The 20,653-nt window shown below is 30.5% G+C and carries 15 protein-coding genes and 1 tRNA gene; 2 read left to right on the top strand and 14 right to left on the bottom strand.

Going from position 1 to position 20,653, the window contains the following annotated elements:
- Positions 1-12 precede the first annotated feature (12 nt).
- The 14 genes from GFJ99_RS05400 to GFJ99_RS05335 form a co-directional block, all read right to left on the bottom strand.
- On the bottom strand, positions 13-1,647 hold the full coding sequence (locus tag GFJ99_RS05400; RefSeq protein WP_153207853.1) for a T9SS type A sorting domain-containing protein: 1,635 nt from the start codon (positions 1,645-1,647) through the stop codon (positions 13-15).
- Positions 1,648-1,863: 216 nt separating this feature from the next.
- On the bottom strand, positions 1,864-2,148 hold the full coding sequence (locus GFJ99_RS05395) for a hypothetical protein (RefSeq protein WP_153207852.1): 285 nt from the start codon (positions 2,146-2,148) through the stop codon (positions 1,864-1,866).
- Between the two features lie 260 nt (positions 2,149-2,408).
- Positions 2,409-2,696 carry a helix-turn-helix domain-containing protein gene (locus tag GFJ99_RS05390; protein ID WP_153207851.1) on the bottom strand — a complete coding sequence of 96 codons (288 nt, stop codon included), beginning with the start codon at positions 2,694-2,696 and terminating at the stop codon, positions 2,409-2,411.
- 24 nt (positions 2,697-2,720) lie between these two features.
- Positions 2,721-3,944, bottom strand: coding sequence for a HEPN domain-containing protein (locus GFJ99_RS05385; protein WP_153207850.1), 1,224 nt, complete (start codon positions 3,942-3,944; stop codon positions 2,721-2,723).
- Positions 3,945-3,947: 3 nt separating this feature from the next.
- Positions 3,948-7,148 (bottom strand): DNA methyltransferase, encoded by a 3,201-nt coding sequence (locus GFJ99_RS05380; RefSeq protein ID WP_153207849.1) that lies wholly within the window; start codon positions 7,146-7,148, stop codon positions 3,948-3,950.
- A 150-nt stretch (positions 7,149-7,298) separates the two neighbouring features.
- Positions 7,299-7,589, bottom strand: coding sequence for a helix-turn-helix domain-containing protein (locus GFJ99_RS05375; protein ID WP_162523947.1), 291 nt, complete (start codon positions 7,587-7,589; stop codon positions 7,299-7,301).
- Positions 7,590-7,806: 217 nt separating this feature from the next.
- Positions 7,807-9,003: a primase-helicase family protein gene (locus tag GFJ99_RS05370; RefSeq protein ID WP_153207847.1), complete on the bottom strand. Its 1,197-nt coding sequence runs from the start codon at positions 9,001-9,003 to the stop codon at positions 7,807-7,809.
- Positions 9,000-9,329, bottom strand: a complete 330-nt coding sequence (locus GFJ99_RS05365) for a hypothetical protein (protein ID WP_153207846.1) — start codon at positions 9,327-9,329, stop codon at positions 9,000-9,002. Before GFJ99_RS05365 ends, GFJ99_RS05370 begins: the two co-directional genes overlap by 4 nt.
- Positions 9,330-9,331: 2 nt before the next feature.
- Entirely contained in the window at positions 9,332-9,622 is a 291-nt protein-coding gene (locus GFJ99_RS05360) for a helix-turn-helix domain-containing protein (RefSeq protein ID WP_153207845.1), read from the bottom strand.
- 85 nt (positions 9,623-9,707) lie between these two features.
- Positions 9,708-10,580: a hypothetical protein gene (locus tag GFJ99_RS05355; protein WP_153207844.1), complete on the bottom strand. Its 873-nt coding sequence runs from the start codon at positions 10,578-10,580 to the stop codon at positions 9,708-9,710.
- A gap of 136 nt (positions 10,581-10,716) precedes the next feature.
- Positions 10,717-10,798: transfer RNA gene (locus tag GFJ99_RS05350), tRNA-Leu, on the bottom strand.
- A gap of 64 nt (positions 10,799-10,862) precedes the next feature.
- Positions 10,863-11,807 (bottom strand): DUF3078 domain-containing protein, encoded by a 945-nt coding sequence (locus tag GFJ99_RS05345; protein WP_153207843.1) that lies wholly within the window; start codon positions 11,805-11,807, stop codon positions 10,863-10,865.
- Between the two features lies 1 nt (position 11,808).
- The gene (locus GFJ99_RS05340; protein ID WP_153207842.1) at positions 11,809-13,578 is read right to left on the bottom strand and encodes a 1-deoxy-D-xylulose-5-phosphate synthase; all 1,770 of its coding nucleotides are present in this window, start codon (positions 13,576-13,578) and stop codon (positions 11,809-11,811) included.
- Between the two features lie 36 nt (positions 13,579-13,614).
- Positions 13,615-14,493 (bottom strand): energy transducer TonB, encoded by an 879-nt coding sequence (locus GFJ99_RS05335; protein ID WP_153207841.1) that lies wholly within the window; start codon positions 14,491-14,493, stop codon positions 13,615-13,617.
- A gap of 59 nt (positions 14,494-14,552) precedes the next feature.
- Here GFJ99_RS05335 and GFJ99_RS05330 point away from each other — a divergent pair, with 59 nt between their 5' ends.
- Positions 14,553-14,993: a nucleoside deaminase gene (locus GFJ99_RS05330; RefSeq protein ID WP_008254900.1), complete on the top strand. Its 441-nt coding sequence runs from the start codon at positions 14,553-14,555 to the stop codon at positions 14,991-14,993.
- A gap of 85 nt (positions 14,994-15,078) precedes the next feature.
- On the top strand, positions 15,079-20,568 hold the full coding sequence (locus tag GFJ99_RS05325; protein WP_153207840.1) for an alpha-2-macroglobulin: 5,490 nt from the start codon (positions 15,079-15,081) through the stop codon (positions 20,566-20,568).
- Positions 20,569-20,653: the final 85 nt, after the last annotated feature.

Here is a 20,653-nt window from a genome sequence, read left to right as displayed (position 1 = left end):
TTTACTACTTGCTTAGTTCTTAATCACTTTAACACCATCTCTACTTACATCTGTTTTTACTTCAATTAAGTAAACTCCTTGCGGTAATCCACTTAAATTTATGGGAATTGTTCGTTCACCATCTATGTTTATTGTTTGCAAGCTTCTTCCGTTTAAATCAAAAAGTGTTACTGTTCCTTCTTTATATTCATACCCAATAATTGCATTGGTGTAGGACAAAGCTGGATTAGGAATCGCTTCAACATTTTGCTTTACTTTTTCCTCCTTGTCCTTGTCTTTTAATTTTACAATCCAAAAATCTTGTCCGCCTTTCATCGAGTTTTTATCTCTAGAAATCGTTCCATTTGATGTTCCTGCTAACAAATAACCACCATCTCGCATTTCAAAAAGCTTTTTCAACACTTCATCCCCATTACTACCAACGGTTTGTGTCCATAACTCTTCGCCATCTGCTTTTATTTTTAAAGCGATGTAATCATTGATTCCTTCTTTGTCTTTTTTTGTTGTTTTTAAACCTTTTGCATTTGTTGATTTGGATTTAGCTTCAGATTGCGCATAACCACCAATCAAAAAAGTGCCATCTGGATTCTCCACAATTGAAGATAATACATCGTATTTTCCATAGTCATAGGCTTCTTGCCATTGAACATTTCCAATTTCATCTAATTTTAAAACCCAAAAGTCAGAACCATTTTTACTGGTTTCTGATTTAGCATCGGTAGCACTTGAATTTGAACTTCCTCCAACAAGAAACCCTTTGTCTTTTGTTTGAATTAATGCAAATAAGTTATCGTCTTTATCTCCTCCTAAGGTACGTTGCCACTGAACTAAACCATCTTTATCAAGTTTTAAGACCCAATAATCCCCTTGTCCAATATTAGCTTCTGTTTTATCTCCTGAAACAGGGGAATTGGAATAACCTCCTAAAACATATCCTTCATCTTCTGTTTGAACAATGCTTTTTAATTCATCGTAGTATTTTCCACCAATGGTTTTATCCCATTGTACTTTTCCTTCTTTATCTAATTTAACTACCCAATAGTCTAAATTACCTTTGCTGTTTTCAGATTTGCCAAATTCATCTACTTTTCCTTTACTATCGGCAAGAGTTCTATTTGAACTTGAAGAACCTCCTAAAATGTAGCCTCCATCTTTAGTTTGAATTACGCTTAAAAGTTTTTCCTGACTAACTCCACCAATGGTTCTTTGCCACATCTCGTTTCCTTTGGCATCTAGCTTTATTACCCAAAAGTCTTCTTGTCCTTTGCTGTCCTCTTTTTTATCTGTGCTTTTATTAGAAGAAGAAGTTCCTGCTAAAATAAATCCACCATCATTGGTGTTTTTAACACTGTACAGCATATCAACGCCACTACCTCCAAAGCTTTTTTGCCATTCTGGAGTTCCTTTTTCGTCCATTTTCCAAATCCAATAGTCCAAATCTCCTTTATTGTCTTCCGATTTATTTCCATTTTTATTGGAAATTGAACTTCCAGCCAATATAAAACCGTAGTCGGCTGTTGGAATTGCGTCTAATAAATATTCAGCATGTTTGCCCCCGTAGGAGCGCTCCCAAAGGATGTCTTGGGCTTGAAGTGATGTAACTACCAATAAGCCAGCAGTTAACAAATAGTTAGTTGTGTTTTTCATATATAGGGGGTTATTCTTACAAAATTTGCCAAATATAATTTTAAAATTTATCATACACAACCGTATAAATACCTGATTTTTAAACCAGGTATTTATACCTAGTCAACCAAGTATTTTTACGGAGGTATGACTTTAACATTCACAAAATAAATTATAAAAATTGATTTAATTTTACGTAAATCCGTAAAAGAAAACAAAATGATAATTTATTAATGTTTATTTAATATACTTGTAAACGATGTATTTACTAACAGGTTTCAAAGCAGTCCCTGTCTCTGGATGAACTCCATGAGTGTTAAAAAATTCTGGTGTACTATTTACTTTACAATACCAGTATAAGGATTTACCATTTTTAAAAAATGTAGTTGTATCAGAAACTTCTATTTTGATTAATTTACTTTGATGCTCATCAAATGGAATTATATCATATTGTTTTAATAACGCTTGTTGATTTTCACTTTTGCAATCAACAACTTCATAATGATTTTTTTGCCACTGCATACATTGTGGTTCAGGAGCAATGATGTTTTTTACTTTAAATTCATGAAATGAACGTAAAATGAACGTAAATTGGTTTTATGGTTAACGTGAAATGAACGTGAATTAGTTTTACGTTTAACGTGAAATGAACGTAAATTAGTTTTAAGTTTAACGTGAAATGAACGTGAATTGGTTTTACGTTTAACGTAAAAAATTATGAAATTATTTTAGAGATTTAATTCCTATCTATTCAAGGCTTCATTTAATTATTCACAACAAAATTAATTTATCCTAATCAAAGCTTCGTCAATCTCATTCTTTTTATAATACACTCTATTTCCAATTCCGTAGGCTTGAAGTTTACCTTTTTTTGTCCAGTTATAAAGCGTTGAAATATCAACTTTTAAATATTTTGCCGTATCTGTTCTTGTTAAAAGTTGCTCTTGCTGGTTCTTTTGTTGCAACTGCTCTAAACGGATTTCTATACCCTTTAACACTTTATTGGTTATGGTTGCAACCAATTCATCAACTGAAACGTTTTCTATTTCTATTATTGTTTTGTTTGCCATTAAATTAATTAAAATATTTTTTCCTTAATCAATTATTTTATTACTATTTAACATTCTATTTATTGGCATTTGATGCTTGAAAACAGAAGCTCCCTCCTCTTCAATTTCTCTTAAATGTTGATCTTTGAAATTAAGTTCTTTAGCAAGCTCTCTAATTACAACAAAATCAAAAAGCAATGAAAAATGAAGTAAATCAAAATTGTCATGTTTTACATCTTGTTTTCTATTACCATGAACATAAAAATCTCTAATTCTTACCATCTTTTTAGCAAAATCATTGATATTGGTTATTGTATTATCAATCCTTTCAAAAACCTCTTTAAATTCATTTATTTGCTTATCTAAATCCTTATGCTTTTTGGAAGAAAACAACTTGTAAAAAGCTTCAAAGGAAGCTAGGGAATTTGTGAATCTCCTCGCATTACTAACTTTCTTTGATAAATAATTTTCGATTACAATATCAAAACAATATGTTACGTCTTCATTATTGTACCAGTTAGAAATTACTTCGTTAAAAGTCTCATCATCTTTAATTAATTCATCATCAAAAATCCCTTGATGATGTGTAAAAGCTAAATTATCATAAAAAAGTATATTAAATTTTTTTCCACATTCAAGACAAACGGATTGGAACGTATTGTACCTTTCTATTCCATTAAAAAAAATTACACAAAACTTCTGAAACTTTTTGTAAACCTCAATACTTTCCAATAAAGATTTTTCAGTAGCAAAATCAACCTTTAATATTGCTTGATTTACGATATTAGTTCCAAACTTATTAGATTCTATTCCATAGTTTTTATAAAACGAAAAAATTAAATCATCATTGATTTTAATCTCATGAGTTTTAATTGATTCGAGTTCAACTTTATTTTCTAGTGGATTTACAATATGAAAACTTCTAATCAAGTTATTAAATGTGGTATTTTCAATTTCAATGGTTTTTAAACGCAAGCCTATAGGTTCAATAATATGATTAATGGAAGCAAAAATATAATCAGGATTATATTTTTTATACTCAATGACTCCATTTTCACTTCGTTGAATTGTACAATTTACAAAAGTTAAACTACCTAAATCATTAAAAAGACCATAAATTACTTCAACTTTATAGCTCGATTTACTACAAATTAAATTTGTGTGCAAATAAACCTCATTGTCTATAATTTCAATTGAACAAAATTTTTTGTTTTCAGATTGTTCAGGTAACCATACTTCGCCAAAGTATTTTTCTTTTTTAAATTTCATACCCTAACTATTTTCCACAATACTAATTTCCTCATCACTCAAACCATATAACTCATACACAATTTGATCTATAGTTTTATCAATTTTAGCAATCTCATTTTTTAAAATCAAAGCATTTTTCTTATTATCTTCGAACAAATCCATCCATTCAAACTCTTGTTTTGCAGTAAACATTTCAAGTTTTGATGCCTTTAGGCATTTGTTTAATTCAGAAATAAAATCCACATACGATAAATCAACCCACCCTAAAATCTTTTCTGATAAATTAATTCCTTCCATTCTTTTTTCAATAAAAGACAATAAACTTACTTCAATCTTATTAAAATCTTCATGAAGCAGTTGCAACTTTACCGAAAGTTCTTTAAGTTTTGAATTTGATTTTTTCGAAATTGGAATTTCTTCCAAAAAACGATTTAAATATGAATAATAACCTCCTTGTTTTTTTGTACTTATTGAATGTAAATAAAATTCTATAACCTTAGAGTTCAAAATTGATAACAAAACATCATTATCAATTTTGTTTTGAACAAGCCCAAAAACACCAGCACCACCACATAAGTACGTCATACCTTTTCTATCAATAGCAAAACGATTTCCTTTACTAAGTCCTGGAGTAAGTATCTTAACTGATTTAAACAAATCTAACTTACCCTTTCTTACAAGTTTATACCAATCCTCGTTTTCAGACCCCATTTCCTTTCTTGAATCCATTCTATTTGCAAGAACATTTTTATGTTCAACCAAATAACTATATGCTTTAGGAAAACTTGTTTTCAATGTCTCTAATGAAATTATTTCTGTTTTACCATTAATCAATTCATAAGGATATATTACAAAATCAAGTTTATCATTGATTCGTCCACGACTTATATTTCTTCCACGAACAACTGGCAATAACAATTCAGTCTCTAAATCTAACTTAGATACATCCTCGCATTTTATCACAAACACACTATCAGCTCCCGTAGTAAGACCTGTACAAGGATTAGCTATAGTTTTTAATTTAAAAGAATTAGATTCAATCTTTTTAAGTAAGTCTTTCTCATCTGATTCATTTAAAACCCATACTTCTTCAGAAAGTACTTTCGGATTAATCTGTAAAAAATTTTCAGAATTTTGAAATAACATAGCTGGACCTATTTCAGTCATTTTCTTGTATTTAAAAATGTCAGGTTCAGAATTTTTTAATATTAGTATTCCTGGATATGTCGTTGCTCCTTCAAAAACAGGAAGTCCATTATAGTCAATAAACTCCAATATTTGTTTATTAAGTAATAACCCTCTAATTTTTCTGCCATAATCTGCATTCAAAAACTGGATTGTTGTAATAAATGCTAATAGTCCTTTGTCTTTTAAGATATCAAATCCTTTTTCGAAAAATAACAATGAAATATCAACTCGCTTATGAGCTGATGTAAAATTATTTTTATAAAAATCAATTTCAGCATAATTTAAATTTTGTACCCTAACATAAGGCGGATTACCTATAATTAAATCAAAACCACCTTTTGCAAACACTTTTGGAAATGCTTGTTGCCAATTAAAAGCTTTTTTACCTGCAATTTCAGGGTTGTCAATTAAAGAGTTACCACATTTAATATTACCGTTTAAATCGTTTAATTTTCGGTTAGGTTGAGCCGTACGCAACCAAAGGGAGAGTTTTGCAATTTCAACACTTTCTTCGTTTAAATCTACTCCAAACAAGTTGTTTTCTAAAATGCTGTTTTCAACATCGCTTAAAATAAACGTGTCGCCAAACAACTTAGCTTGCAACTCATCAATGTACTTATGTTCTTCAATTAAAAAGTCTAAAGCTTGGTTTAAGAAAGCACCACTTCCACAAGCAGGGTCGCAAATAGTTAGTTGCAATAACCAGTTGCGATATAGTTGCAACTTGTCAATAAGCCCTTGTAAAGTCTTCTTTTGGCGTTTTTTATCAGTAGTATAGTCTTCTTCGTTTAGTTGCAACTCAATTTTCTTTTCGTTGCATAATTTTCCAATCGTATTTTCAACTATGTACTTGGTTATATATTTTGGTGTGTAAAAAACACCGTCTTTTTTTCGTTTGGTTTTAGTTTTGTCAATTACTTCGCCCTCTAGTTTCGCTTTTATCTCATCTAACTCATTTAACGAATTTTCAAAAATATGCCCTAAAATATTCACATCGACTTCACTTGCAAAATCGTAGTTGCTTAAATTTACGGTATGCTTAAATAAAACGGAATCGTCAATTTTAATGGTGTCTAAAATTTCATCGGCTTTAAATAAACCACCATTATAGGCAAAAATTTGATGTTCTTCAATTTGTTTACTAGCTGTTTCTGAAAAGGCTGGTAAAACTACTTTTGCACCACTATTTAAGTCGTTAAAATATACTTTGTATCTTTCATATAAAGAAACTTCAATACGCATTAATCGTAAGTTTTGCCACTCTTTATTGATACGAAAAATTAAATTGGTTGGTAATAAGTTGCGGTCTTCGGCAAAGAAGATAAATAAAAATCTATCCAATAACTTTTGAGATTTCTGAAAAAGCTCTAAAGGTTCAAATTCAGGATTTAAAGCAACTAGATTGTGATATAATTCACGTTTAAAAAGCGAATAGTCTTTATATAGTTTTTTTGTAATAACGTCTTCTTGGCTTACCGATTCTTCTTTGATGCTTTTTGCAATTCCTTTGGAAAGGTTTTCGTGTGCTAAACATAAATACAGCAACTCAAACTCATTTGGTTGCAACTGAAATAAATTAAATTCTAAATATTCAATTGCGTTATCAATGTAGAAACGTATTTTTTCAAAGTTGGAAGTAATGATATAAATACAATCGGGTTGGTTATTTTTATAGCCAAAAGCTTGGGTTTCTATTTTACTTAAATCGGTTGTATTTGTTCCTTTTAATTCAATTACGGCACGTACTTTTTCGTCAATCAAAATAGCTCCGTCGGCTTTTTTGCTGTCTTTTACATTTTTGTATTCCGTTGTAAGGTTGAAATTTGGTTGCGGATTTTTTGTATAACCTAAAACATTAACAAACAAATCAATTAAAAACTCCCCTTGATATTGTTCCTCCTTACTATTACGAATATTTTCTTGAATAGTAGGGTTGTGAAAATGGTGTTGAAATTGCAACCACTTTTCTTTTAATTGCTCTTTATTTTGGGCTTGTAAATACTTTTTAATTACTGCGGTTTGAAATAATGCCATTGCAACGAAATTAATTTGATAATGTTTTGAAAATAGTAAGAATTTTCAAATGTTTTGATTTTACCAAATTAGACAATATTTTAATGAACGCAAAAACAAGTTATCAACAAGTATTTTGGTTGCAACCGATTTTGCAATTTTTGGTTGCAACTAAAAATTAAATCGATTTTTAGGTTTTAAACTCGCTAAAACCTCCGATTTTTTATAACGAACTTTATAACCAATGCGATAGGCTGGAATAATATCTTTCTTTGTCCACTTCCAAAGCGTAACAAGGGAAATTTTTAAAAGTTCAGCCGTTTGTTCTCTTGAAAGTATTTCGTCCTGTTCCGTTTGTAAATTATTAAACGTTTCAAGTAATAATTTAATTTCGGCAAGTAGTTCGTTTTTAAATTGCTCTACCGAGATACATTCGATTTGAATAAAGTGTTGTGTAGCCATGTGCATATTTTTTGTTGAATTGTTGATAATTTTAATTAAAATACTAAAATACAACACTTTAAGCAAGCAACAAATATTCAACATTATTTCAACAATTGCTTTTAAAAAATCAACAACAACTAACTAGTATTTGTGCTGTTGACATTTTTTTGCTAAATTGTTGCTACGTTAACTCCTTAATTTATTAAGGGTTTGGCGTATTTTCAACATTGCAACACTAATTTGCAAAGAGCTCTCTTGTGAATTCAAAGAACCTCCCTTTTTCAGAAGTGTAACCCATTGTAATTGGATTACCATTTCCACAAGCTTCAGAACGATACCATTTATAGCTTGAATTTTTATAGGTTAAACCGTATTTAGTTTGTAAAGTAGTTGAAATGTAATTATTAGAAACGAACAAACCTCTATTTTTAAGCATATCACTTAAATTTGTAGCTGAATAACACAACGAATCAAGTTCAAAAAATGCAAATTCTTCTGAAAGCATTTCTTCGAGTTCTTTTTCAATACTTGTTCTATTCCCTCTAATTAAAACATTTAAAGCTTCTGTATGGATTTGTTCTTTGGTGAACCACATTCTAGTTGCTTTTGGGGTTGCAATCATTCTTTGGCTAAGAAAATAAGCAAATGCTGGCACTTCCTTAACTAATTCATTAAATAAATTTGGGTCAACTGAATCTCCTAGTGTTGGCACTTTTCTTACCCAATAACGAATTTCATTAGCATCAATTTTAACAAAATTTTCTTCATTGTTGGAACATAAAATAAACTTACCGAAGAATTCGACCTCTTCTTTGTCTTTTCCTTTAGCTTCAGCTTTGAAATATTTAGCCGTTGAAAGGTTTTTTATCCGTTCGCTATCGTCTTTTTTGTCCAAAAGCACCTCGTCAACTCCAATTATTAATTTTCCAGCCCAACCACTATTAAAAGGACTTCTAAAGTCTTCATTTGTATTTAAGGTCATATTACCCTCAAATATTGCTTTTAGTAGGTTTAAAAAGGTAGTTTTACCAGTATTACGCTCCTCACTTACTAAACATAAAATGGGTAAAACTTGCGTTGGTTTTTGCCAAAGTAAAGTCAAAAAATCTAATCCTAAATCATAATGTTCTGCGAAAACGTGTCGTAATAACATATCTATTTTATCCCAAGTTCCGTTTGGTTCTAACTTATAAGAAATAGGCTCATAGCTGTTATAAAAACCATTGATAGATTTTTGAAAATTTACATGGTCGGGAATAAAACAAAATCCTTCATATTTTGTAATATCAGCAATAGACTTTTTGCCAAAATCGTCAATGATAGTTTGCTTATTCCATCTTTTTAAAGTTTTTACGTCTTCATTATTCATTGGAATTGTTACTTCTTTGAAATAATCAACCCCTACTCTGATGTATTGATTTATATCTTTCATAATGTAATTTTTAAATAAGCGATTCCGCTTGGGTTGAACAATCGTTTTGAATTGATAAATTGCATATTAACGATACTTAAATTATCGTCTATTGAAAAAAGTTCGTTAACCTCTGTTGCAATTATAATTGGTGTAGCTAAGTTTGTTTTGTTTAATAAATTATCTATTAAACTAAGTTGTTCAATAGCCACATTACAGAACAAATAAATTGGTTTTTCTTTGTTGTAATCTAGTTGCAAGGTTTCAATTCCTAACCTTAAATTCTCTAAGTGAAAATTTACATCACCTAAATACGTTTCTGTTTTTTTAATTATTGAAGATTGCATAATTAGGACTTATTTTGGGAGTTAATAAAGTCCTTAATCTCATTTCTTTTGTATAACACTTTCCCACCAATTTTATACACTGGTAGTAAGTTGTTTTTTGTGATTTCCCACAATTTTACTAAAGAAATGTTTAAGATTTTTGCCGTTTCGGCTCGGGAAATTAATTCGTTTGAATTTTCCTCTTTTGGTTGGTTGAAGATTCCTAAATCCTTGATTTGGGAAACAACCCCTCTGATGATTTCGTTTTTGAAATCTTCGGAGTTTTCGATTTTAATTTGAATAAATTGTTCCATTTAATGGTTTTTAATGGAGTAAAATTAAAATAGAAAAAAGGTAGGGGAATCCCAAAAAAACTCCCGCATTAATTCAAGTTAAAGATTATTTTAAAAGCTCTTTTAAAATTTTGTTAGTGAATTTAGTGATAGTATACTTCGAAATATCTTCTGATGAAGCAGGATTTAATGTTGCTAAATTTCTTCTAATAGTATCCATGATATTTCTGCTATCAGGAGAAACGCCTAATACATATGCTGTTATTATATGTTTTTGCTTTTCAGTAAGGTTTTTAAAATTAATTAAATCCAAATAGCCTAAATCATGGAGTAAAGCTAATCTTTGAGGTTTTGATAGTTTTGAAGTGTCTTTATAATTTTCCTTAAATTCATTTAAACTAAATAATTGCATCTCATTTGATAAGTATTCAACATACTTGTAAAATATAAAATGTCTGTCATCAAAATCTCCAACAACATATTTATAAATTGCATTATAATCATAAACCAAATAAGTTTTAAGAATTTCATAATGACTTTCTATGTCGGTATAATCACATTTTTTATTTAGCTCCATTATGAGACTATTACAAATCAATTCTCTTTTCTTTTTTAATATCTCTGATTCTAAATTGGTTAGTTCAGCTTGTAAATAATAATACAATTGTTCTTTAAAAAGCACATTTGATTCATTTTGATTTTCATAAATAGAATCGAAAAAAATTTTACACTCTAGAAATATTTCTTCTAATAATTCTTCACTAAAAAAATAGAAAGATTGATTAAATTGAATAGGAGAATCTAAAAATCGTATTTCTTTAAAATATGGTTCGTGCTTTATTTTTGGATTTTTTTTGATTGCAAAATTATATTTTTTAGTCGTTATTACTTTTTTGTCAATTAAAATTTTGATTTTCTCATCTAAACTTAATTTTAAGAATAAATCGTGGTCAATAATACCGTAGAATAATTTTGTCATCTTCAATTATTTAATTAATAATGATTAAAATTAGTATTAAAAGCGATTATAATAACAATATTGGGGAATATTCGGGGAATATAAAAACAAAAAAGGCTTAAAGTATTGATTTTCAATAACTTTAAACCTTTTTAAGTGCGGGTAAAAGGACTCGAACCTTCACACCTTGCGGCACCAGATCCTAAGTCTGGCGTGTCTACCAATTTCACCATACCCGCGACAATTGGAGTGCAAATATAGATATTCGTATATATATATCAAACAAAAAACAAATTATTTTTATTAAAATTGATATACAACACCAACTCCTAATAATTGTTTCAATTGAATCTTTGGTCCTTTGACAACCTGAACTCCACCCTCCTCTTCTTTCGATTTTATATCATCATCATAAACAAGATGCGTTCCTATATTCGCTTTTACATATTGGTTTACCGTTAAATCTAACTGAATTTGCCAATCTACATCAATATTTCCAAAATTATTAATATAATCAGTATATAATGCAATTCTATTCTCAAGGTTAATATTGGTATAAATCTCTTTTTTCCATTGATTTGTAACTAAAATACCTGTTTCATTTCTAATATTTTTACCGTGTTTTAGTAACGTTCCAAATTCATCATAAACCGCTTTTTCTACTCCAAAAGCACCTTGATCTGCCAATCTTTGATCGAAAACCATGGTTGTTTTTTGCGTTAACGGTGAAAGATAAAAGTTTAAATTTAAATCTTTTCTAGAATATTCAGCTCCAATACCTAAAAAGGCATAAGCTGGAGCAAAAGGTCTTGAAATAGCTAAATCAACGTTTGGATACGCATATCCATTAGCAAATTGCGTGTTAAAATTAAATTTTCCGGCATAATACCAATTAGTAATAGTATCTCTTTTGTAGCCAAAAGTTGAGTTAAAAGAAAATTGGTCATCTGTTTTTCTAACCTCTTGACTTTCTTGTTTGTTTATTCCGTAACGCATAATCAATTCGTTTTTCCAATTGATATTTTCTTTTGTATACGTACGAATAAACTGTCCTTTTATAAGGCCTGAAATGGAATTATTACCACCCGCATTCCAATTCACAAAGGTAATTTGCGAAATATCTAAACCTACTTTATTTTCTTTTGACCAATACGAGATTGTATCTGGCAATTCAGTATTAATTATTTGACTGAAATTAGACTGATAAACAAAAAATAACAATCCGAATAAATAGACTTTTTTTAACATTTTAAAATGTGTTTAATAATTGTATAATACTTGTAACGTCAATTTTACAAAGATGTTGCAACTCTAAAACTGTTCCATGCTCTATAAATGCGTCCGGAATTCCTAAATTTACAATAGGTTTCTTTAAATTATTTGTAGCAATAATTGTATTGATTTGCTCTCCAAATCCACCAGTAATAACACCATCTTCAATAGTAATTAATTGGTCGTGAGCAGCTATAATTGATTTCACAGCTTCTAAATCTAATGGTTTTATAAATGGAAAATGAAAATGCGAAAAGAAACTTGGGTTTTCAACCTCATTTAAAGCTTTCGTTACATTATTTCCAATGGTTCCTGTAGATAAAATTGCAACTTGAGTACCTTTTTGAAGAGTTTTTAGCTTTCCAATTTCTATTTTCTCAAAAGGCAATTGCCAATTTACAACCTCTCCTCTTCCTCTAGGATAACGAATAGCAATTGGATGATGTAAGCCTTCTGAAGCAGTATACATAATATTTCGCAACTCTTTTTCATCTTTTGGTGACGCAATAATTAAATTCGGAATACAATTCAAATAAGCAATATCAAAAACGCCATGGTGTGTGGCACCGTCTTCTCCTACTAAGCCTGCTCTGTCTAAACAAAAAATAACCGGCAAATTTTGTAATGCCACATCATGAATTACCTGATCGTAAGCACGTTGTAAAAAAGTAGAATAAATATTGCAAAACACAACCATTCCTTGCGTTGCCATTCCGGCTGCTAAGGTTACGGCATGTTGCTCGGCAATTCCAACATCAAAAGCTCTTTTAGGAAAAGCCTCCATCATATATTTCATAGAACTTCCGGTAGGCATAGCCGGAGTTATTCCAATGATTTTTTCGTTTTTTTGAGCTAATTCAACCAAAGTATGTCCAAAAACATCTTGAAACTTTGGAGGCAAATGCGATTCATCTTTCGGATGAATTTTGCCTGTCTCGGCATCAAATTTCCCTGGAGCGTGATATTTAACTTGCTCTTCTTCTGCTAATTGTAATCCTTTTCCTTTGGTAGTTATCACATGCAAAAACTTTGGACCTTTAACTAGTTTTAAACGTTCTAGTTCCGAGATTAATTTTGGTAAATCGTGACCATCAATAGGACCGGAATAATCAAAATTCAAGGATTTGATAATATTATTTTGTTTTGGATTTTTACCTTCTTTCACAGCGGTTAAATAATTCTTCAAAGCACCAATACTTGGATCAATTCCAATGGCGTTATCATTTAATATTACTAATAAATTCGCATCGGTAACACCTGCATGATTTAAGCCTTCAAAAGCCATTCCACTTGCAATGGAAGCATCGCCAATTACTGCAATGTGTTGTTTTTCAATTTCTCCTTTTAATTGCGAAGCCAACGCCATTCCTAAAGCAGCCGAAATCGAAGTGGAGGAATGTCCAACACCAAACGTATCATAAACACTCTCACTTCGCTTTGGAAAACCCGAAATTCCGTTTAATTCTCTGTTCGTATGAAAAATGTCTCGTCTTTCTGTTAGGATTTTATGTCCGTAAGCTTGATGACCTACATCCCAAACCAACAAATCTTCAGGTGTATTAAAAACGTAATGAAGTGCAATCGTTAATTCAATAACACCTAAGCTCGCGCCTAAATGCCCTTCTTTTTTCGAAACAATATCAATAATAAAGTCTCTCAATTCTTTGGCTAATTGAGGTAGTTGATTTTCAGGCAATTTCCTTAAATCTATGGGGTTATTAATATTTGCTAGTAAATTGCAGTTCATAAATAATAAAAAGCAAATTTAAGCTTTTGTTTTAGATTATTGCGATTTTATACGAATAGGATATGTCATCTTTACTTTTACTTTTTCTCCTTGAAGTTCTGCCGGTTTCCATAAAGGTGCATTTTGAAACAGATTGATAATTTTATCTTTTAACACCTTGTCTTTTCCTCTAACAACTTTAATATCTTCTAATTTTCCTTCTGTATTAATAACAAATTGAAAAAGCATCAGTTCAGGCTCAACTGGTTCTTTAAGCGATAAATTTTCAAGAATATATTGATTTAATTTAGTTTCACCACCAGGAAATTCGGGTTTTTTATCTACCTGAAGTGCATTATATATTTTTTCTGTATCTATTTCAACTGGTTCCTGAATTACATCACCCATCATTATTTCCTCTTCAATTATAGTAGGCTCCACTTCAACAATACCAACTAATATGGGAAAAGGTTTTTGAATTTTATTCGTCCCTTTAAGTCCTTCAATATGCTTTGTCGTATCTAAATTATTAGTTGGAGAAATTAAACTGTCGTTAGAAAGAGATAAACTATCATCAATCAACACAATTTTACTAACTGGTTGTGTTTTATTATTGTGATCTTTACAGCTAAAAAGGGTTGTGCCCATAGAAATAAATAAAGCCAATATAAAGACATTTCTAAAAGAAGTTTGTTGGTAAATTATATTTTTAGGAATTTCAATTTGAATCTCTTTTAATTGTTCCTTTTTGAATCGTCCACAAGTTTTCGTTCCCTTATTTTTTAAAAAATAATCGTTTATTTCATCGGTTGAATTAGTAGTAAAATCGATTACGGTTTTAGCACATGATTGACAAAATCTTCCTTTTTCTTCCGGTAACATGGTGTCCCAATTTTCATTACAAGGAGTTGGAATTGTAACGTTTATTTTCTTCATCGCTTAATAGTTTGCAAAAGCAATACAAATATTGTTCCAAAATAATGTAATTTTGTTTTATGATTACTTTGTATACAGACGACTATTTTATGAAGAAAGCCTTACAGGAAGCAGAAACTGCTTTTGAGAAAGGCGAAATTCCTGTTGGAGCTGTTATCGTTATTGATAATAAAGTAATTGCTCGCACACATAATTTAACCGAATTATTGCATGATGTTACCGCTCATGCCGAAATGCAAGCCATAACCAGTGCTGCCAATTTCTTGGGCGGAAAATATTTAAAAGACTGCACTTTATATGTTACCTTAGAACCTTGCCAAATGTGTGCCGGTGCTTTGTATTGGTCACAAATTTCTAAAATTGTTTTTGGCGCATCCGATGAAAATCGTGGATTTCAAAAAATGGGAACACAATTGCACCCAAAAACCCAAGTAATTTCAGGTGTTTTAGAAAAAGAATGTGCCGATTTAATGAAGTCTTTTTTTAAAAACAAAAGATAATTAACCAAGTAACTTAAATTTTGTAAATTGGTATATCTTTTGATGTTGCATAAAAAATAAAATAACGCTCTAATTTTTGTTCCATATGAAAAAAATACGTTTCATCCAGTTACTTTTTATAGTAATTGTAGCCGCTTCTTGTTCTAAAAGCACCAAAAATTTTAATTCTGATTTTTCTCTTTTTAAAGCATATATCTTAAACTTTAGTTCTGGCTTGGTTTCTGCTAATAGCGACATAAGAGTGGTTTTAGCTTTTGACAAAAAAGAGTGGTCACCAAACGAAGAGTTAGACAAAAATTTATTTAGTATCAACCCAAGTGTTGACGGAAAAGTAATTGCACTTTCAAATAACACAATTGCTTTTATTCCAGAAAAAAAATTAGACCAAAATAAAGAATATCAAATTTCATTGCATTTGTCTAAATTAACAAATGTTCCTAGCGAACTGAAAGACTTTCATTTCACTATAAAAACCATTAAACAAGATTTTTTGGTTACAACAAACGATTTACAATCGTATAGTAAAGAATTTCAATACCTAAATGGGATAATAACATCAAGCGATGATTTAGATTTTGAAACTGCAAAAAAATTAATTGCAGCTACACAAGAAAACAATAATTTAAAAATTAAATTTAGTAAAGAATTAAGCACAAAAAAAGAATATAAATTTGTTATCGACAGCATTAAAAGATTAGTAGAAGATAGTAAAATAAAAATTTCTTGGAACGGAAACCCCTTTGAAATAGAGCAGAAAGGTGAAATGGAATATGAAATTCCAGGTAAAAATAATTTCAAAATTGTATCTGCAGAAGTTGAAGAAGGGAATAATCAAATTTTAGCGCTTAATTTTTCAGACCCTTTAAATAGAGACCAAGATTTTAGTGGTTTGGTTCAAGTTGAAACGGCTACTAATTTACGTTTTGCAACAGCCGGAAACATATTGAAGGTATTTTTAGACCAACCTTTAAAAGGAGAACTTTTAGTGGAAGTTTTTCAAGGAATTGAAAGCGAAGATGGTTTTAAAATGAAGCAAAATTTTTCTAAAAAAGTAACTTTTGAACAAACTAAACCCGGAATTCGTTTTATAAAAAGCGGAACTATTTTACCAAGTTCTAACAACTTAAAAATTAATTTCGAATCGGTGAATTTGAGTGCAGTTGATGTTAAAGTGTACCAAATTTACAAAAATAACATTCTTCAATTCCTTCAAGACAACGAACTAAACGGAAGCAGAAATCTAAGAAAAGTAGCACAACCCATAGCAAAAAAAACAATTGCATTAAATAAAAACAAATTACAGAATTCTAGTAAATGGAATGCCTATGCAATAGATTTATCCACAATAATCAACCCAGATCCAGGCGCTATATATAGAGTAGAAATCTCCTATAAACGAAAACATTCTCTATACAAATGTAGCTCTACTTATGTTGCTGATGAAAATGAAGAAATTACACAAGATGAAGAAGTAAGAAGCAATCAAGACTATTATGATGATTACTATTATGAAGGATACGATTGGTATGAAAGAGAAGATCCTTGTTCAGATTCCTACTATTATAACAATACCATTTTTACTAATGTAATTGCTTCAGATTTAGGTGTAATTGCAAAACGAGGAGGCAATGGGTCATACACATTTGCCGTTAATAATATTATTTCTACAGAACCTGTTTCAAGTGCAAAAATTGAACTGTATAATTTCCAACAACAACTTCTTGGAACTATTACAACCGATAATGATGGAATTGCCAAAACAGAGCTAAATAAATATGCTTTTTTTGCTATAGTATCAAAAGACAAAAACACAACATATGTAAAGTTAGACGAAGGTCAATCATTATCTGTAAGTAATTTTAATGTAGGTGGAGAAGAATTACAAAAAGGCTTAAAAGGCTTTATTTATGGCGAAAGAGGTGTTTGGCGTCCAGGCGATACCCTTCATGTAGCTTTTATGTTGAATGATATTGAAAGTAAATTAGGAAAATCGCACCCAATTACTTTTAAATTAAGCGATCCACAAGGAAAAATGCGCTATCAAACAGTGCAAAAATATAACGATTTGAATCATTATAAATTTAAAATAACAACAAAAGATAATGATCCAACTGGAAATTGGGAAGCTAAAATTTCTATTGGTGGCGTACATTTTTATAAAAGTATAAAAATTGAAACTATAAAACCAAACCGATTAAAAATAAAAAATAGCTTTGCAGACAAACAATTGTCTGGTAATAAATTAAACGGAGGAGAAATAGAAGTAGCTTGGTTACATGGTGCAATAGCTAAAAATTTAAAGATTGAAATGCAAGCCAAATTTTTAGAACAAAAAACTACTTTTAAAAAATACGAGAAGTATGATTTTGATGACGAAGTACGGAAATTTCATACAGAAGAAGTAAATGTTTTTTCTGGAAAAGTAAACGAATTAGGAAAAACAAATATAACAATCCAACCTAAAATAACAAGCCAAGCGCCAGGAAAATTAAAATTAGTATTTCAAACAAAAGCTTTTGAAAATGGAGGCGATTTTAGCACAGATGTGGCTACTGCTACTTATTCACCTTATAAAACTTACGTTGGAATAAAAGCACCTGAACCAAACAAATATGGCTTGTTAGAAACAGAAAAATTAAATCGTTATGATATAGTAACTTTAGACGAATTGGGTAAACCAAAATCGGTTAAAAATTTAGAAGTTCGTGTGTATAAAGTAGAATGGCGCTGGTGGTGGAATTCTAATGGAGATGATTTATCAAAATACAATTCATCTGAAGTTACAACTGCTTATAAAAACTATATGGTTACAACAGATGCATCTGGAAAAGGAAGTATTCAATTTAAGGTTCCCGAAGCCGATTGGGGAAGATACCTTATTAGAGTTTCAGACAATTCAGATGGTCATGCAACTAGTCTAACTTCGTATATTGATTGGCCATATTGGTCAGGAAAATCGAGACAAGGAAATAGCGAAACGGCTAACATGTTAGTATTTACAGCTAATAAAGAAAAATACAATGTAGGTGAAAACGCTGTTGTTTCTTTCCCTTCAAGTGAAGGCGGAAGAGCTTTAATTTCAATTGAAAATGGTTCCAAAGTAATAAAAACGCTATGGGCAACCACTAAAAAAGGGGAAACTCAAGTTGAAATTCCGATTACTGGTGACATGGCGCCAAATGTGTATTTTCATATTTCATTATTAAAACCACACGCTTCAACTATTAACGATACACCTATTAGAATGTATGGTATTTTACCCGTTGAAGTAATAAACAAAAACACCATTTTAGAACCAGAAGTAACGATTCCATCTGTTTTAAAACCAGAACAAAAAACAACCTTAAAAGTTAGCGAAAAACAAGGTAAAGAAATAACCTATACCATAGCTATTGTTGATGATGGTTTGCTTGATTTAACCCGATTTAAAACTCCAAATGCATGGGATAAATTCTATTCAAGACAAGCACTTGGTGTAAAAACATGGGATATTTATGATGACGTTATTGGTGCTTATGGCGGCAAAATTAACCAAATTTTTAGCATTGGAGGAGATCAAGATTTGGCTGGTGGAAATGCAAAAAAAGCAAATAGATTTAAACCCGTAGTCATTTATTTAGGCCCATTCAAATTAGAAAAAGGACAAACCAAATCACATACGATAACTTTACCAAACTACGTAGGTTCGGTTCGAACAATGGTTGTGGCAGGTGATGCTAAAACAAGTGCATATGGAAGTGTAGAAAAAACATCTTTTGTAAGAAAACCTGTTATGGTATTGGCTTCGGTGCCTAGAAAAATTTCTCCAAACGAAAAAATAACATTACCTGTTACCGTTTTTGCAATGGAAAGCCAAGTAAAAAATGTTAATGTGCAATTAAAAACAAATAACGGAGTAAGAATTATCGGAAACACAACTCAAAATGTAAGTTTTAGCTCACCAGATGAAAAAGTAGTTTTCTTTAATTTGGAAGTTGGAACCGCAACAGGAATAGGGAAAATTGAAGTTATTGCAACTTCTGGAAAAGAAAAATCTACTTATGTGGTTGAAGTAGATATTACAAACCCTAATCCAATAACAAACGATTTTGTAGATATGGTAATTCCAGCAAACAGTTCTAAAACAATTAATTGGAACACATTTGGAATACCCGGAAGTAACAAAGCAAGGCTTGAAGTTTCATCTTTTCCAACAATCAATTTTAATGGACGATTGAGTTATTTAATTCAATACCCGCATGGTTGTGTGGAACAAACCACATCCGCTGCCTTTCCTCAATTATACTTATCAGATATTATGGATATTGATGATAAAAAGAAAACTGAAATTCAACGAAATATTAATGCAGGAATTCAAAAATTAGGCAATTTCCAATTATCAAATGGCGGATTAAGTTACTGGCAAGGAAATAATTTTGCTAATGATTGGGCCACTTCTTACGCGGGGCATTTTTTAATTGAAGCAGAAAAAAAAGGCTACGTTTTACCAATTGGATTTAAAAACAAATGGATTTCATATCAACAATCAGAAGCAAAAAAATGGCGATTCAATGCACAATATGGTAATGATTTTGCTCAAGCGTATAGATTATATACTCTAGCATTAACTGGCATGGCAGATATGGGTTCTATGAATAGGTTACGAGAGACTACTGGAATTTCTAATGAAACTAAATTACGATTAGCAGCGGCCTATGCCTTAGCTGGTCAAAAGAAAGCTGCATTATCTTTAATAGGAACAACCACTATTCAAAATGACAGCAGATTTGTAAATTATTATTATGGATCAGAAGAACGAAATAGAGCAATGGTTTTAGAAACGTATATTTTAGTTGACAATAAAACCAAAGCTTATGAAATTGCTAACAAACTAGCTAAAGATTTATCTTCTAATCGATACATGAGTACACAAACTACTGCTTTTGGATTGTATGCGATGTCAAAATTTGCGCTTAAAAACGGTGGAAAAGGAATTAACATAACGTATTCAATTGCAGGAAAACCGCAAGTTATTAGTTCTAATAAAAGTTTTGCAGATCGAAATATCGTTGCGAAAAATGGTTTAAATTCGGTTACGATTCAAAATAAAAACAATGGCACTCTTTATGTTCGTGTTTTAAATAGTGGAATTTTACCAATTGGTGAGGAAAAAGAAATTCAGAAAAATATTGCAACAACTATTGTTTATAAGGATAGAAAAGGAAATACATTAGATTTAAATTCAGTAAAACAAGGAACTGAAATTGTTGCTCAAATTTCCATAAGAAATCAATCGGATGAATCTTTAGAAAATGTAGCACTTTCTCAAATAGTTCCATCTGGATTTGAAATTATGAATTCGCGCTATACCGATTTTGGAAGTTATGCCGAAAACAAAGCCGATTACATAGATATTCGTGATGATAGAACACAATTCTATTTTGGAATAAGAGCTGGCGAAACCAAAACATTTACAATGTTGTTAAATGCAACTTATTTAGGAAAATATTATTTACCTGGTATACAATGTGAAGCTATGTACGATAATAATTACTTGGCAAGAACCAAAGGTCAATGGGTGCAAATAGTGAAATAACTAAAAAGACCTAACGGGTTTTAAAACCTGTTAGGTTTAGAATAGTATTAGAATAGAAATAAAAAAGACCTAACAGGTTTTTGAA

It is taken from the genome of Flavobacterium sp. LMO6, assembly GCF_009495795.1.
Taxonomy (GTDB): Bacteria; Bacteroidota; Bacteroidia; order Flavobacteriales; family Flavobacteriaceae; genus Flavobacterium.
Note: the sequence above shows the minus strand (reverse complement) of the source record. Positions and strands in the feature narration are given on the sequence as shown.

Excerpts from the sequence above, each read along its gene's own strand:
- GFJ99_RS05330 (WP_008254900.1), top strand. The coding sequence starts at position 14,553 with ATGATTACTTTGTATACAGACGACTATTTTATGAAGAAAGCCTTACAG.
- GFJ99_RS05335 (WP_153207841.1), bottom strand. The coding sequence starts at position 14,493 with ATGAAGAAAATAAACGTTACAATTCCAACTCCTTGTAATGAAAATTGG.
- GFJ99_RS05390 (WP_153207851.1), bottom strand. The coding sequence starts at position 2,696 with ATGGCAAACAAAACAATAATAGAAATAGAAAACGTTTCAGTTGATGAA.
- GFJ99_RS05325 (WP_153207840.1), top strand. The coding sequence starts at position 15,079 with ATGAAAAAAATACGTTTCATCCAGTTACTTTTTATAGTAATTGTAGCC.
- GFJ99_RS05340 (WP_153207842.1), bottom strand. The coding sequence starts at position 13,578 with ATGAACTGCAATTTACTAGCAAATATTAATAACCCCATAGATTTAAGG.
- GFJ99_RS05380 (WP_153207849.1), bottom strand. The coding sequence starts at position 7,148 with ATGGCATTATTTCAAACCGCAGTAATTAAAAAGTATTTACAAGCCCAA.
- GFJ99_RS05345 (WP_153207843.1), bottom strand. The coding sequence starts at position 11,807 with ATGTTAAAAAAAGTCTATTTATTCGGATTGTTATTTTTTGTTTATCAG.
- GFJ99_RS05370 (WP_153207847.1), bottom strand. The coding sequence starts at position 9,003 with ATGAAAGATATAAATCAATACATCAGAGTAGGGGTTGATTATTTCAAA.
- GFJ99_RS05375 (WP_162523947.1), bottom strand. The coding sequence starts at position 7,589 with ATGGCTACACAACACTTTATTCAAATCGAATGTATCTCGGTAGAGCAA.
- GFJ99_RS05385 (WP_153207850.1), bottom strand. The coding sequence starts at position 3,944 with ATGAAATTTAAAAAAGAAAAATACTTTGGCGAAGTATGGTTACCTGAA.
- GFJ99_RS05395 (WP_153207852.1), bottom strand. The coding sequence starts at position 2,148 with ATGCAGTGGCAAAAAAATCATTATGAAGTTGTTGATTGCAAAAGTGAA.
- GFJ99_RS05360 (WP_153207845.1), bottom strand. The coding sequence starts at position 9,622 with ATGGAACAATTTATTCAAATTAAAATCGAAAACTCCGAAGATTTCAAA.
- GFJ99_RS05365 (WP_153207846.1), bottom strand. The coding sequence starts at position 9,329 with ATGCAATCTTCAATAATTAAAAAAACAGAAACGTATTTAGGTGATGTA.
- GFJ99_RS05355 (WP_153207844.1), bottom strand. The coding sequence starts at position 10,580 with ATGACAAAATTATTCTACGGTATTATTGACCACGATTTATTCTTAAAA.
- GFJ99_RS05400 (WP_153207853.1), bottom strand. The coding sequence starts at position 1,647 with ATGAAAAACACAACTAACTATTTGTTAACTGCTGGCTTATTGGTAGTT.